This is a genomic window from Mesorhizobium sp. WSM4850 (assembly GCF_055811735.1).
The window spans coordinates 17,827-31,435 of sequence record NZ_JBVVPV010000028.1 but is presented as its reverse complement, the minus strand read 5'-3'; the positions used below and the strand labels follow the sequence as shown (position 1 = coordinate 31,435).

13 protein-coding genes and 1 pseudogene are annotated in these 13,609 nt (G+C 59.8%); 6 read left to right on the top strand and 8 right to left on the bottom strand.

From position 1 onward, the window contains the following. Positions 1–69 precede the first annotated feature (69 nt). Together AC0L2Z_RS23200 and AC0L2Z_RS23195 are read right to left on the bottom strand one after the other, a co-directional pair. Positions 70–1,527, bottom strand: coding sequence for a hypothetical protein (locus AC0L2Z_RS23200; RefSeq protein WP_473629405.1), 1,458 nt, complete (start codon positions 1,525–1,527; stop codon positions 70–72). A 58-nt stretch (positions 1,528–1,585) separates the two neighbouring features. Beyond that, positions 1,586–2,323 (bottom strand): thermonuclease family protein, encoded by a 738-nt coding sequence (locus AC0L2Z_RS23195; protein ID WP_473629404.1) that lies wholly within the window; start codon positions 2,321–2,323, stop codon positions 1,586–1,588. 1,147 nt (positions 2,324–3,470) lie between these two features. On the opposite strand from AC0L2Z_RS23195, the gene AC0L2Z_RS23190 reads away from it, so the two are divergent. Then, positions 3,471–3,986, top strand: coding sequence for a Ros/MucR family transcriptional regulator (locus AC0L2Z_RS23190; RefSeq protein WP_473629403.1), 516 nt, complete (start codon positions 3,471–3,473; stop codon positions 3,984–3,986). Between the two features lie 152 nt (positions 3,987–4,138). After that, the gene (locus tag AC0L2Z_RS23185) at positions 4,139–5,581 is read left to right on the top strand and encodes a hypothetical protein (RefSeq protein WP_473629402.1); all 1,443 of its coding nucleotides are present in this window, start codon (positions 4,139–4,141) and stop codon (positions 5,579–5,581) included. Positions 5,582–5,676: 95 nt separating this feature from the next. Here the strand turns inward: AC0L2Z_RS23185 and AC0L2Z_RS23180 are convergent. Further along, a pseudogene (locus AC0L2Z_RS23180) lies at positions 5,677–5,901 on the bottom strand (DUF736 domain-containing protein); the annotation flags it as partial. A 51-nt stretch (positions 5,902–5,952) separates the two neighbouring features. Here AC0L2Z_RS23180 and AC0L2Z_RS23175 point away from each other — a divergent pair. From AC0L2Z_RS23175 to AC0L2Z_RS23160, 4 genes are all read left to right on the top strand, one after another. Then, entirely contained in the window at positions 5,953–6,096 is a 144-nt protein-coding gene (locus AC0L2Z_RS23175; protein ID WP_473629401.1) for a type II CBASS E2 protein, read from the top strand. Next, positions 6,093–6,344, top strand: coding sequence for a patatin-like phospholipase family protein (locus AC0L2Z_RS23170; RefSeq protein ID WP_473629400.1), 252 nt, complete (start codon positions 6,093–6,095; stop codon positions 6,342–6,344). Before AC0L2Z_RS23175 ends, AC0L2Z_RS23170 begins: the two co-directional genes overlap by 4 nt. Then, a complete protein-coding gene (locus tag AC0L2Z_RS23165) occupies positions 6,341–6,940 on the top strand; it encodes a patatin-like phospholipase family protein (protein ID WP_473629399.1) in 600 nt (199 codons plus the stop codon). Before AC0L2Z_RS23170 ends, AC0L2Z_RS23165 begins: the two co-directional genes overlap by 4 nt. Positions 6,941–7,460: 520 nt before the next feature. Next, positions 7,461–7,847, top strand: a complete 387-nt coding sequence (locus AC0L2Z_RS23160) for a helix-turn-helix transcriptional regulator (protein ID WP_473629398.1) — start codon at positions 7,461–7,463, stop codon at positions 7,845–7,847. On the opposite strand, the gene AC0L2Z_RS23155 is transcribed toward AC0L2Z_RS23160, so the two are convergent. The 5 genes from AC0L2Z_RS23155 to AC0L2Z_RS23135 form a co-directional block, all read right to left on the bottom strand. Beyond that, the gene (locus tag AC0L2Z_RS23155; RefSeq protein WP_473629397.1) at positions 7,828–9,078 is read right to left on the bottom strand and encodes a tyrosine-type recombinase/integrase; all 1,251 of its coding nucleotides are present in this window, start codon (positions 9,076–9,078) and stop codon (positions 7,828–7,830) included. The two genes, AC0L2Z_RS23160 and AC0L2Z_RS23155, sit on opposite strands and share 20 nt — an antisense overlap. Positions 9,079–9,395: 317 nt before the next feature. After that, positions 9,396–10,973, bottom strand: coding sequence for a glutamine-hydrolyzing GMP synthase (gene guaA, locus AC0L2Z_RS23150; protein ID WP_473629396.1), 1,578 nt, complete (start codon positions 10,971–10,973; stop codon positions 9,396–9,398). 56 nt (positions 10,974–11,029) lie between these two features. Further along, positions 11,030–11,692, bottom strand: coding sequence for a 5'-methylthioadenosine/S-adenosylhomocysteine nucleosidase (locus AC0L2Z_RS23145; RefSeq protein WP_473629395.1), 663 nt, complete (start codon positions 11,690–11,692; stop codon positions 11,030–11,032). A 4-nt stretch (positions 11,693–11,696) separates the two neighbouring features. After that, a complete protein-coding gene (locus AC0L2Z_RS23140; RefSeq protein ID WP_023800372.1) occupies positions 11,697–12,155 on the bottom strand; it encodes a PaaI family thioesterase in 459 nt (152 codons plus the stop codon). A gap of 96 nt (positions 12,156–12,251) precedes the next feature. After that, positions 12,252–13,538 (bottom strand): RsmB/NOP family class I SAM-dependent RNA methyltransferase, encoded by a 1,287-nt coding sequence (locus AC0L2Z_RS23135; RefSeq protein ID WP_473629394.1) that lies wholly within the window; start codon positions 13,536–13,538, stop codon positions 12,252–12,254. Positions 13,539–13,609: the final 71 nt, after the last annotated feature.

Below are 13,609 nucleotides of genomic sequence, written 5' to 3'. Positions count from 1 at the left end.
GTAGCTGCGCCCACCAATGTGATAGCTGCTATGCGTCCTGCGCCAATGCCGTTGCGCCTTCTCCTCGAACTACGCCGCCTGTTCATTGGCACCACTCTCCGGGAACAGGTTGTCGAGCTTCCTGAACTTGTTGATGTGTTCGTCGCATTCCTTGCCGACCTGCCGGATGTGGCCGTTCAGCTTCTCCCTCGCCTCCTCGAGCAGCTTGTCGAGGAATTCGGAACTGCGCTCGCCGTCTCGCTCGATGACGGGCTTTATCTTTTCCAGTTTGTAGGCCGTCTGGAAATGGCGCGGCGGTTTCGTGGTCCGGGCCCTGGTGTTCGCGTCATGGTACCTGGCCAGAAGCAGGTTGCAGGCGCGGTCGAGATGGTCCTGCTGGGTTCTGAACAGTTCGAGCAGGGAAGTGCGATGGGCGAGGATCGCTCCATATTCCCTCTTGCGTATTCCGAGCCCGTCGAGGATGCCCTTCACAGCGTCATTGAATCCGTCGCGGATCTTGATGAGTTCCCCGATGAGTTCGTCCTTGGTGTCGATGTAGTCGTTACGGCGTTCGTCCGCCTCCCGTGCGGCCCTTCCGTATCCCGGATAAACGTCGTCCATAGTCAGCGCATCGCCGAACGCGATGACCGAGAAAAGGAAACCGAGGCAAAACAGGAGCCAGGATTTGATGTCTCCGAGAGCCAGCGGAGCCTCCGACAGCCGCTGCATCACGATCTGGCTGCCGCCTTCGAACAGCCCCTCGCTGATTTCCCGATAGTGGGCAAGTGCGAGGTTCACCACTACGGCGATTGCAAGATAGGCAATGAGCGAGAGAAGCCCCATCAATTTCCCGAAAAGGTTCCGGTGAACGATCCACGGCACCCCTTTCCGCGCCGCTAGGACGGCAAAGCCGATATTGACGGCCGAGAAGGCGACCGCCTCGGCAATGCCGCCGACAAATCCCGCGTCGCTGCCGCCCATAAGGAACATACCGTTCGCTATCGCCTCGATCGCAAACAAGAATGCAATCAGCATCCATTTGAAGAAATTGACACCAGGTCCCGGTAGCCAGGCGGGCCTCTTCAGGCGGTGTTTTGCTCTGAAGTCGATCAGGTAGTCTTCCGCCTCCTTGAGATAGCGCCTTTTCGCATGGAGTTCGTTGGCGGCCGTAACGGCTCGGCTTGTGAAGTTCGTGAGCCCTGTCGTGGCAGCTATATCGATTTCCTGGATGTACTCGTCGAAGTTCAGGCTGGCGATCCTGCTCTTGTACAGGCTCAACTGATCGATAAGGATCTGGTGCGCGGCCTTGGCCTGGCTTTCGACCTTCTCGATGATCTCGAGCTCCACCTCATCCCTGCCCTTAGCTGCCGTCATGGGCTGGTTGTTGCCGCCGCGCTCCGCGCCCCTCTCGGCGAGATCCAGATCCCCCGCGACGCTGTCGACGTCTATGCTGGGAAAGATGTCGGCCGAGAGCTTGAGCCCGCTGCCGTCCGACATGATGCGGTTGCGTAGCTTATAGAGTTGGTCAAACTTTCTGATCGCTGCCATTTCGCCTGTTGCTCGTCTTGCCTTATCGATTCATGTCAGCCCTTTGTCAGGAGCGTCCCTACCTGCGCGCGGGCCGCCATCCCGCCGCCTTTGCTTCCTCGGGCGAGCAGAACCAGCGTTCCCCCGTCGATGCCGAAATCTTCGTCCGCCTGTAGTGCTCCTGCCCGGGCACGTGATAGATGCGCTCGCCCCTGGAACTGATGTTCCCTCGATCGCGCAGCGGGACCCTCCGCCTCTTTCGGCAGCCGAAGCAATTCCTTGGGAGGCTGTGGCCGTGCTCTCCAGTCCCACGGAAGTCGAAATGTCCCTGCCTGATGCCGCGGCCCTCCTTGCGGGCGACATCCTGAAGGCTGGCGTAAACGCCTCCGCTGTAGCGTGGCCAATCAAGTGCCCAGCCGCTTGCCACCATGCATTCCTGGACGGAAGCACCGTCGGCGCGGAAACAATTGCCGACGAAGCGTCCGTAACGGTCGCGTTCGACAAACTGGCAGGTCGTCGGTCGCGACGCAGAAAGGAAATCTGCGAGTGCTTTCGCGGAAATAGCGCCGCATCTGTAAGCACTGCCGTTCCTGTCTTCACATACCTGAGCGGATTCAGGAGCGTCGATACCGTTGAAGCGGATCCGCTCGTCGCGGATTTCTATGGTATCGCCATCAATTGCGGTCGCTCGGCCGACAATTTCATTGCTCCCTGTAGCGTCGCTCATCAAAGCTGCGAGCAAAGTAAATCCGATTGTACTAGCGACTAACCCGACCGCGAAACGCGCAATACGGAATTTAGAATATCCGTTTTCCATTTGCCCCAAACCCCGCTAGTCTCTTTAGACCCGTCAAGAAAGGCATGCAAGAAAGTTGTCGCGGAAGTACTGAAGATCACAACACCTGATCAAACTCGCGAGCGAGGCCGGTAAGCATGAGGCAGTTCTGAGTTTTCTGCCAAGCCTAGCCGGCCGCATTTTAATGTCGGCTTCGCGTTGGCAACCGACCCCTCTCTAGGGCGTTGCGAAGTCGGCAATAGGCGCAACCACGGCCAGCCTGATCGCCGGCAAGGTCTGCTTTTCAGGAAGCTGCGAAGCCGATCTCTACGGCCGCTATAAGGCGCATTGCGAACTCCAGAGTGGTCGCCGGCATCTGCCCCGACGGCAAAGATGTGGCGCACTTCGTCGTCACCTTGGGACGGCAAACGCTGGCAGACCTAGCGACGATGGAGGGGCCAACCTCGGGGCATCACTGGCGTATAGACCACGTCATCCGGGGTCATGCCCTTCTTCAAGCGAGCGTAGAACACTGCCTCGCTAATGCCTCTGGTTTCAGCGACCGGCCACGCAAGCTGGCCATCCGCGAGGAAGGTCGACAGCTTGAGGGAAGGCCGCTGAGGGGGAGATTTTCGGGTCCGAGGCGGGGCTGGATGGGTCGCGGCCTTTTCGCCAGACCACCCCAGCTTGAGCCGGTGGCGAAGGCATCCTTCAGGGCGAAGTCGACAATGCCTGCCGCTGGGTGTTGCTCTCGCCGTCGATGATGGTGGTCATGTTCATTATGCTCACTCCTTTTCCGTCAATACCGAAGGCATGTCCCTCGGCATGCCTTCCGGGGGCACGTGAGCGCGCGGGAGTGATGGGGGCCAATGCCGGCGCGCGGAGCCGGGTTGCACGGTCGAGGGGAGCGGATGGAAATTGATGGCCACTGTTGCTGCAGTCGGCCGCTTTGCGAGCCTGCGGCCCTGCTCTGCACAGCTGGCAATGGCGGGGAAGCGAGGGGAAGTTCCTCGCTTTCCATCCGATCGACAAGGTTATCCCAGTCGATCAGAACGATGAAAGCGAAGCTTACTCTTACAACGATCGGCAAGAGATTTGGTTTTTAAAAAGAAACGTACTACTTGCATCGTTGGCGGGACGGGGAAATCAAACGTCGCTCAATTCGTCCGATACAATAAGACGAAATTAGATGACCACTGCTCTCGAACAAGATGGCCAATTGGATACCGTGTCGATAACGGCCGACATTGTCGCCGCCTATGTGTCGAACAATCCAGTGCCGGTCGGCGAGTTACCGAAGCTGATCGGCGATATTCATGCCGCACTGAGAGGGATCGGCACGCTGGCGACGGAACCTGTGGTCAAGCAGGAACCGGCAGTATCGATCAAGAAGTCGGTGACGCCAGATTTTATCATCTGCCTGGAAGACGGAAAAAAGTTCAAGTCCCTGAAGCGCCATATCGGAGTTCACTACAATCTGAGCCCCGCGGAATACCGCCAGAAATGGAACTTGCCGGCTGACTATCCGATGGTAGCACCGAATTATGCTGCCGCTCGTTCGGCACTTGCGAAGTCATCCGGCCTCGGGCGCAAGGCGGCGCGCGCGCCTGAACCCGCAGCAAAACAAAAGCGAGAGACGCGTGCAGCTGCCTTGACTACCGGGGCACCTTTGCGGTCTTCGCCAAAGAATCCGCGCAAGCTATAGTGGCCCCGGCCGGAGTTGCCTGATCAAACCAGATCGACGATGCGTCATAGTGATCGCGGGACGGCCTTCTTAATCTGCACCTCGATGTCCCCGAGTTTGATGGCGACGCCTTGGCCTTTCTGGGTTGAGAACAATTGGAAGGCGCGCAAAGCATGCAGCTGCAACTTGAGCCTCCATTGCGCCGCGCGCTCGATGGTCTTGAAGCAAAGCGTTTCGACGAGTTCGACTTTGAAAAGGGGACGAATCCGTTTGAATGGACGCTGAACAACAATCTGTTTTTCAGCTCTGTCAACTTCATGCAGCTTCAGGCGACTGGCTTCACACGCGATGGTGCGCGAGCAATTTCGGACATCTCTCAGCTTTTTCGGGAGAGTTCTGCTGAACGTAAGAGAAGTGTCAGCGCTTCCGTCCTCAATGCTGCTGTTGCCAAAGAGATCGTTTCACGTTTTGCGTTTGCCGGCGGGGTTTGCTCGCAACAGGATGTCCAAGATTTTCAAAGAGCGATTGAGCTGTGGTTCGAAGTTCATGGCTTCACCCGAAAGCATCTGGTGCCATGTGCTCTCTCGCCGTGGCCGCTTGGCTCTTTTCGGATCGGACCTATCATTTTCTTCCACGCGAGCGCCTTTGATCCCGAGGCCTATGGGGTTTCCAAGCAGGACGTCTGGCCCGTCCCCAAGCCGCGATGGCGGCAGTTGCTTGGCAAGGTGTGGGCTTGGTTTAGGCGACGTCCGGCGCGGCTTGATCCGAAGTCTGGCGGCTTTTATTTTGAGGCCCTGTTCCGGCAGCTGCGCGAGAGATATGGTGACTGGATTGCCGAAGTTGAGGTGACCGGACGTGAAGCGGGCCAGTCCGTGCTGGCGGCCGACCTGGCCGTAGATATTGCGTTGGGTGGTCTGCAGATTCTGCTCGCGAGCAACGAGTTTCATCGCGCACACAGGCTTACAGCCCGTGCAACACCAGTTTGGCGCTCTGACGTTTGGGCCACCGACGGCGTGGCTTCCGGTCCCTCAGCCCAAAACAGCCAGCCTGGTCGGGCCATAGACATTCAAGGGCTGAACGTGTTTCTCCAGCAGCACGATGCAGGACTGCAATCTATAGGGCGCAGGCTTTCGGCATACCTCTCTGGGACCGGGACAACACCGCGACTCGACGAAGCCTGGTGCGAAGCGGCCTACTGGTATCACGAGGCTTTGGCAGAGACACTCGACACGGTTCGGGTCGCAAAGCTTGAGACGGCTATGGAAGTACTATTGGGTGCAGAAAGCACAAAACAGAGCAACAGCCGACTGATCGAGGGATTTGAAGCATTCTTTAACCTATCTGGTAGCGACCTCTTACCGGGGTCACATTTGACCGTGAAGCAGTTCGTGGCCTCGATCGTTACCGCTCGATCCCGGGTGCTTCATGGCACTTGGCCGACACTGGCAAATGACCTCCCCGGTATCAGCTTCGGATCCGTCAACGAACTGAGCCGTCATTTCCTGATTGTGTTCACGCTCGAACTTGACCGCTACGCTGCCGCTGGGCAGACGTCAGATACAACGAGTTCATTTCTCAGTTGGATCAAGACGAATCGGATGACGCGACCGCCTTGAGCCATCGCATGGTCTAGCCGGAGCGATCTTTGAGCGATTGCCGACTTAAACATGGCGAAGCCCCACCTCGCGGCGGGGCTTCGTGTTAAGTCGGATCACTCTGCGGTGCGGCGGGACCAGATGAGCGAGAAGTCGCCCTCTGTATCGGTCTCGACCAGGCTCGCGTAGATCGGAGCGGGGAAGCTAGGATCGTCGAGCTTGACGGAGTGGTAGTCGCGTCCCTCGCGCGAGGTCTTCTTCCATGCCGCCCCGAACTCGGTGGCGCCGGCGAAGATGTAACGAGGAAGGCCAACTTCCCCACGTCTATCCCCCCCTCGGATGACCCGACCCTTTGTCTATTCGACCCCGAGAACAATGAGTGGAATGCGTCCATGCGGATCGCGGAAACAACAGCGCCCTGGGCGCTGGATTGGCTAGCCTGCTACGAACTCTGGCTGATGACCGGCAAATGGACAGGTGGGGGCCGGCACGCCGGACAACGACGCATCCCCTCAATAGAGGATAGGATACAATGAACTATTCACCGCCACGCCGGTCCGACGGAACGATACAGCATACCCGCATCAAGCTGCCATGGCAGAAAGGCCGGCTGTTCCGCATCCTTTCGATTGACGGAGGTGGCATTCGCGGCGTCTTCCCGGCTGCCTATCTGGCGGAGATCGAGAAACGGTTTCTCGGCGGAGCGTCGATTGCCGATCATTTCGATATGATCGCGGGCACCTCCACAGGCGGGATAATCGCATTGGCATTGGCGCACGGATGACGGCACAGCAAGCGTTGAACATCTATGTCGAACGCGGCGAACGAATCTTTCCTATCAGCACCGGCGTGAGGAAGTTGGCCAAGCTCGCGCGTTGGATCTTCAAGCCTAAGCATGATCAGTCCGTTCTGAAAGACGAGCTTCTCAAGATTTTTGTCGACAAAGTCCTGGATGCCTCGACAAAGCGCCTGGTGATACCGAGGTTCGAGGGCTTGCATGGCGAGCCATTCCTATACAAGACGCCCCATCATCCGGACTATCAGAAGGATCGACACAAGAAGTTCGCCCATGTCGCCCTGCACACGACGGCAGCGCCGTCTTACTATCCCGCTGTCGATGACGATGTGCTACATATGATCGACGGGGGGATCTGGGCGAACAATCCGGTGATGAATGCCGTCGTCGATGCCTTGGCCTGTTACGATATTCCACGCGAGAACATTCGGGTGCTCAGCATCGGCACCGGCGAGTCGACTTTTACGGTTGACGAGAAGGCTCGCTCAGGCGGGGCGAAAGAGTGGGTCTTCATGAGGTTTCAACGCTGCAGCACGTGCTCAGTCCAAGAACGCCCTCGGCCAGACTTACCTCCTTGTAGGTAAGAACAACGTCGTTCGGATAGACTCGCCTGAGACGGACACCTCGATTGCGCTCGATGACACTCGCCGGTCCCGTCGAGAGCTTCCACTGGCCGCGCGAAGCCTCGTGGAAGGATCTGGCCACCATGTAGAGGGCCTGTTTCTACGAGATAAGACGGACACGTTCATTCGGTGCCCGGCGCCGGTCGCTTAGGCGTTGGCGTTGCCCCATCCCTTTGCCTTCAGAAAGATCATTCCGTCAAAAGCTCCGAGCTTGGCCGCTTCATCCGTCGTGTAGCGCTTTCGTGCTTCTATTGATCGACCCGACGATGTGGCGGTGTTTTCCGACAAGTGGAAGCTTCGGCAACCACTTCACTTCACGTCACGTGTACACTCCTAGGTTTCAATGACCGGCAAACATTGAGAAAAGTTCCCAGTGCGTCCTGACACTGCCTGTAATGGAGCGGCTTCGGGTTTTCCTGGTGCGCGAGCGAGGATAGGTGGTCGCAATTGATGGCTGTACGCGACCTCGGAAAGTTGCGCGATGATTGGCCAGCAAGGTAATCCTCCCGGGTACGAAATGGTCAAACCGCAGCAGTCTTCAGAGGTGAATAAATCTAAAATTGAGCAGCCTGGCCCGTTTCCGGTTCTGCCACACTTCGGGTCGCGTCGCGTCGTGCGAACTGTTCGTCGGTCGCAGCTGCGAGAAATCGTCCCCTTATCGGACACGACCATTTATGAAATGGAGCAACGTGGCGAGTTCCCACGACGCTTCAATCTGACGCCCCGCTGTGTTGTTTGGGATTTAGCTGAGGTCGAGGCCTGGGTTCGGGCAAAGCGAAACGCGTCGTCTGCCGGCACTATCGACATCGCCCTAGGTCCAGACGTGCGGTCGCGGAAGACGAGGCCTGTCAAATCGGATCGAGGATGATCGCCCCGGCGGCCGGCTGGAGTACGGCCGTGTGCTTCTTGCCCGCCCCCCAGGCCTCAACCATGTCAGCCCATTCCTGCAGCATATGACGACGCTGCGGCTCGTATTCAGCCTTGTTATAGACGCCGCGCGAAGTGCGGCTGTCCTCGTGGGCAAGGCATTTTTCGATCCAGTCGCGATTGAATCCGATCTCGTTTAGGAGTGTCGAGCCGGTCCGCCGTAGGTCGTGCACTGTGAAGGGCGCAAGCGGCAATTCTCGTCTTTTTGCGCGGTCGACAATGGCCATGGTAACCCGATTGAAGGTGGCGCGCGACATGGGTTCGTCGGCGTCATAGCGAGATGGGAGCACGTATCGGGAGTTCGCTGCGCACGTCTTGAGTGCAATCAGGATATCGAAGGATTGGCGGGACAGGTAGACGTTATGCGGCTTTTTCCGTTTCATTCGCTCTTTGGGAATGCTCCAAACAGCGTTCTCAAAATCGATCTCGTCCCACGTCGCGTCCAGCAGCTCACCCTTCCGCACCATCGTGAGCAGTATCAGCTTTAGGCCGAGCCGTATCGTCGGCAACGTTGGCACATTTTCCAACTCATTCAACATGATTCGGATTTCTGCGGGGGACAATGCTCGGTCTTTTGCCTCGAACGTGGCAATCGAAGCCGGTCCTACCTCGTCCGCTGGATTGGCAATCTTCTCGCCGTGCAGAATGGCATGGCCATAGATCTGCTTAACAATATCCCGGACATGAATGGCTGTTGCCGGCGCGCCACGGTCGCGCACCTTTGCGCAGAGCGCCCGCAAATCGTCAGCTGTTACTTCTGTGAGGAGCCTTTTGTCCCAGATCGGCAAGATGTCTCGATCGAAGATGGCCTTGCGCATTGAGCGCGTGCTATCCGCCATCTTGGCCTCCTTAAACCAGGCCAGGCCGGCATCGCCGAAGGTGGCCATTGCAGACAGGCGCCGCTTTTCACGCTGCTTTTCATGCGCCGGCGATTGTCCGGCTGCCACCATTTTTCTGGCGGCTATGCAGCGATCGCGCGCCTCTGCTAGCGAGATGCCACCCTCACCATAGCGGCCCAGCGTGACTGTCTCTCGCCTTCCATTCATTCGGTAGTCGTATCGGAACGAGATCTGCCCGGCCGTGGACACCGTGGCGTACATACCGTCACGATCAGCGACCTTGTATATTTTGTCTTTTGGTTTCAGCTTCTTAAGTGCAATGTCGGTGAGCATGGCGAGGGCAATCCGAGCGCGTGGCCACATATCCAGCGCCAGATTTTACCGTCATCGATTTTACCGTCAAGGTATGATAATTTCGTTTGAAATTCAACAGCTTACCTAAATACTGCCTAACGCGCTAGGAAGTAAGGTGGTGACGGTATTAGCTTCGAGCGAGAATGATGAGGAAAGGGATGCCGTCAGGTCTACCGCCAAATGATTCCGCTTGCGGGCGATAGTTAGCGATAGGAGACGAGGGGAAAAATGATTACAAGTCAGCTAGTTACGTGTATGGCGTCGATAGCCATCGAATGCTGGCGAACGACCGAGCTTTATTCCCACTCGATTGTGCCCGGCGGCTTGCTCGTCACGTCGTAGACGACGCGGTTGATGCCGCGCACCTCGTTGATGATGCGGGTGGCGGCGGCGCCCAGGAACGCCATGTCGTAGTGGTAGAAATCCGCCGTCATGCCGTCGACCGAGGTGACGGCGCGCAGCGCGCAGACGAATTCATAGGTGCGGCCGTCGCCCATGACGCCGACGGTCTGCACCGGCAGCAGCACGGCGAAGGCCTGCCAGATGGCGTCATAGAGGCCGGCCTTGCGGATCTCGTCGAGATAGATGGCATCGGCCTCGCGCAGGATCTCCAGCTTTTCGCGGGTGATGCCGCCCGGGCAGCGGATGGCAAGACCGGGTCCGGGAAACGGGTGCCGGCCGACGAAGCTGTCGGGCAGGCCGAGCTCCTTGCCGAGCACCCTGACCTCGTCCTTGAACAGTTCGCGCAGCGGCTCGACCAGTTGCATGTTCATGCGCTCGGGCAGGCCGCCGACATTGTGGTGCGACTTGATCGTCACCGACGGGCCGCCGGTGAAGGAGACGCTTTCGATGACGTCGGGATAGAGCGTGCCCTGCGCCAGGAAATCGGCGCCGCCGAGTTTCTCGGCCTCTTCCTCGAACACCTCGATGAACAGCCGGCCAATGGTCTTGCGCTTCTTTTCCGGATCCGACTCGCCCTCGAGCGCGCCGATAAAGCGGTCCGAGGCGTCGACCAGGATGAGCGGCAGATTGTAGTGCTGGCGAAACATCTCGACCACGCCTGATGCCTCGTCCTTGCGCATCAGCCCGTGGTCGACAAGGATGCAGGTGAGCTGGTCGCCGACCGCCTCGTGGATCAGGAGTGCTGCGACCGAGGAATCGACGCCGCCCGAAAGAGCGCAGATGACCTTGCCCTTGCCGACCTGCTTGCGGATCGTCTCGACCGCGTGCTCGCGGTAGGCGCGCATCGTCCAGTCGCCTTCGATCCCGGCGATCTTGTGGACGAAGTTTTGCAGCAGCCGGGCGCCGTCCGGCGTGTGCACCACTTCGGGGTGGAACATGATGCCGTACATCTTGCGCTCGACATTGCCGAAGATGGCGAAGGGCGAGCCTTCCGATTTGCCGAACACCTCGAATCCCTTGGGCAGCGAGATGACCCGGTCGCCATGGCTCATCCACACCTGGTGGCGCTGGCCGGGCGCCCACAGGCCCTCGAACAGCGGGCTGTCCTTCTGGATCTCGACGAAGGCACGGCCGAATTCGCGATGGTCGGAGCTTTCGGCGACGCCGCCCATCTGCACGCACATGGCCATCTGGCCATAGCAGATGCCGAGCACCGGCACGCCGGCGTCGAAGACAATCTGCGGCGCGCGCGGGCTGCCGATGTCGCCGGTCGAGGCCGGGCCGCCGGAGAGGATCACCGCCTTCGGATTGATGCGCATGAACGCCGCTTCGGCCGACTGGAACGGCACGATCTCGGAAAAGACGCCGGCCTCGCGGATGCGCCTGGCGATGAGCTGCGTGAACTGGCTGCCGAAATCGACAATCAGGACGGTGTCGGGCAAGACGGTGTCGGGACGATTGGCTATCTTCATGGCGAGCGTTTAGAGAAAGAAACGAGTCGGCGCAATGGGTTGCGAAGGCGTCTCCCTCACTCCGTTTCCGCGTCATGCGATGGTCCAAACTGCAGCGCATCGGAGCCGATCGCCTGTTCCAGCCGCGTCACCGCATCCGCCAGCTTCTCGTCGATGACATGGAGATACTCCTTCCAGTCCCCGACATGCCTGAGATCGGCAGCCCCGTCGGAAATGCCGCGCAGGCCGACGAGCGGCACGCCGAACAATTGGCAGGCACGCAGGCAGGCGAAGGTCTCCATATCGACCATGTCCTCGCCAATCGCATCATAGGCGCTGCCGGAGATGATCGCCGCGCCCGTCGACAGCGTCGCCTCGCCTATGCCTGGAATCCTGAACGGCAGCGGCACCGTCACCGGCAGGTCGAGAAACGGCGTCGCGCCCTTCTCGAAGCCCAATGGCGAGGCGTCGATGTCGCGGTAGGCGACCGAAACGGCCTGGTAGATTTCCGTTTGTTCCAGTGTCCGGCTGCCGGCCGAACCGAGCGAGACGACGAGATCCGGCAGCGCCTTTTCAGATTTGAGCCATGACAGTTCCGCGCCCAGCCTGACACCCGCTTCGACCGGCCCCACCCCTGTCATGACAGGCGTGAACAGCCGCTGCAGATGCGGCCCGTATTCGGCCTGCGCCGCCATCACGAAAAGGACGTCCCTGCCGGCAATTCTGACGGCCTTGTGCATCGGATCAGCCTTCGATGCCATCGCGACCGACCACCGTCATCATCGTTCCAGTCATGGTGGCGATCAGCTTGGCCTCGCCGTCGACGGCGAAGGCATAGGCCTGGCCGTCGGCAACGATGATGGTGCGGCCGGGCTTGGTCACCGAGCCGCGGAACAGAAAACGCTCGCCCCGGCCCGGCGCCAGCAGATTGACCTTGAACTCGATGGTCAGCACACTGGAGCTTTCCGGCATCAGCGAGAACGCGGCATAGCCGCAGGCCGAGTCCAGCGCCGTCGAAATGACGCCGGCATGGAGGAAGCCATGCTGCTGAGTCAGCGCCGCCGAATAGGGCATCTCGATCTCGATGATGCCCGGCGTCACCAACGTCAGCTCGGCGCCGATCGTCATCATGGCGTTCTGGCGCGCGAAGGACGTCCTGACACGATCCTCATAATTGGGGGCGGGTACGATCTCTGCTGCCATAGCTTGTCACGCTCCTGTCAGAAAAGCTTATTGCAGAGGTATGAGCGGCAGGCAATCGCTATTGCTGCACTGCAGCAATCAGCCCGCCGGCAAGGTTCAGCCACCCTTGCGCAGTGCGCAGACATAAAACCCATCGGTACCGCTCAACGCCGGCGACAGCGAAATGCCGCCTGCGCCGATACGCGCTGCCGCCTCGTGGCCCGGAAAGCGGCTGTCCCAGAGCTGGCGGTGATCGACCGGGACAAAGCCGCTGTTATGATCCCTGAAGGCAGCGACCTGCTCGCCATTCTCCTCGTCGAACACCGAGCAGGTGATATAGACCAGCAACCCGCCCGGTTTGACGAAGGTTTTGGCGACATCGAGGATCGCCGATTGCTCGCCCTTGCGCGCATCAAGCTGCTTCTGCGTCAGCCGCCATTTTGCATCGGGCCGGCGCCGCCAAGTGCCGCTGCCGGTGCAGGGCGCGTCGACCACGACGATGTCGATGTGGCCCGCGAGAGGCCTTAGCTCCGTCGGCTTGGTGACGATTTGGACGTTGCGGTTTTCCGAGCGGCGGATGCGGTCGAAAATCGGCGCCAGCCGCGCTTTTTCGGAATCATGGGCAAACACCTGGCCGCGATTGTCCATCGCCGCCGACAAGGCCAGCGTCTTGCCGCCGGCTCCGGCGCAAAAGTCGAGAACCTGCATCCCGGCCTCGGCGCCAGCCAGCGTGGCGGCAATCTGCGAGCCTTCGTCCTGAACCTCGAACCAGCCTTTCTGGAAGGCCGGTTCGGCCTGCACGTTCGGGTGCCTGCCGTCGCCCGCGATCGGCGGGATGCGGATGCCGTGCGGCGCAATTCGTGCAGCCTTGGCGCCGGTCTCGGCCAGTTCGGCGAGCACCTTGTTGCGATCGGCCTTCAGCGTGTTGACCCTGAGGTCGAGCGGCGGGCGGGTCGCCAGCGCCGCACCTTCATCGACCCAGCTGGCACCGAAGGCCTGCTCGAACAACGGTTCGCACCAATCCGGAATATCGGCGCGCACCGCCGGCGGCGCATCGTTTACCTGGCGGTCAGCGATGGCCTTCAGTTCATCGTCGTTCAACAGCGGCGGCGCAAACTTGTCACCGTCGAGCGCTTCGTTCAACGACTGCGCCGTCTGGTTCCATTCGAGCAGCAGCGCGCCAAAACCGATGGCGCGCGGCGTATCTTCGCCCAACAGCCAGCCGGCCGAGCGCTTTCGCCGCAGCGCGTCATAGACGATGTTGCCGATCGCGGCGCGATCGCCGCCGCCTGCGAAGCGGTGCGACAGGCCCCAATCCTTCAGCGCATCGGCGACCGGCCGGTGCCGCCGGCCGATATCCTCCAGCACTTCGATGGCTGCTGCCAGCCGTCCGCCCAGTCGCATCTTGTTATTCCGTTACTCAGCAAATCAATTCCGGGGTCCTGCTCTAAAGCGCGCGACCGGCGCGCACAAGC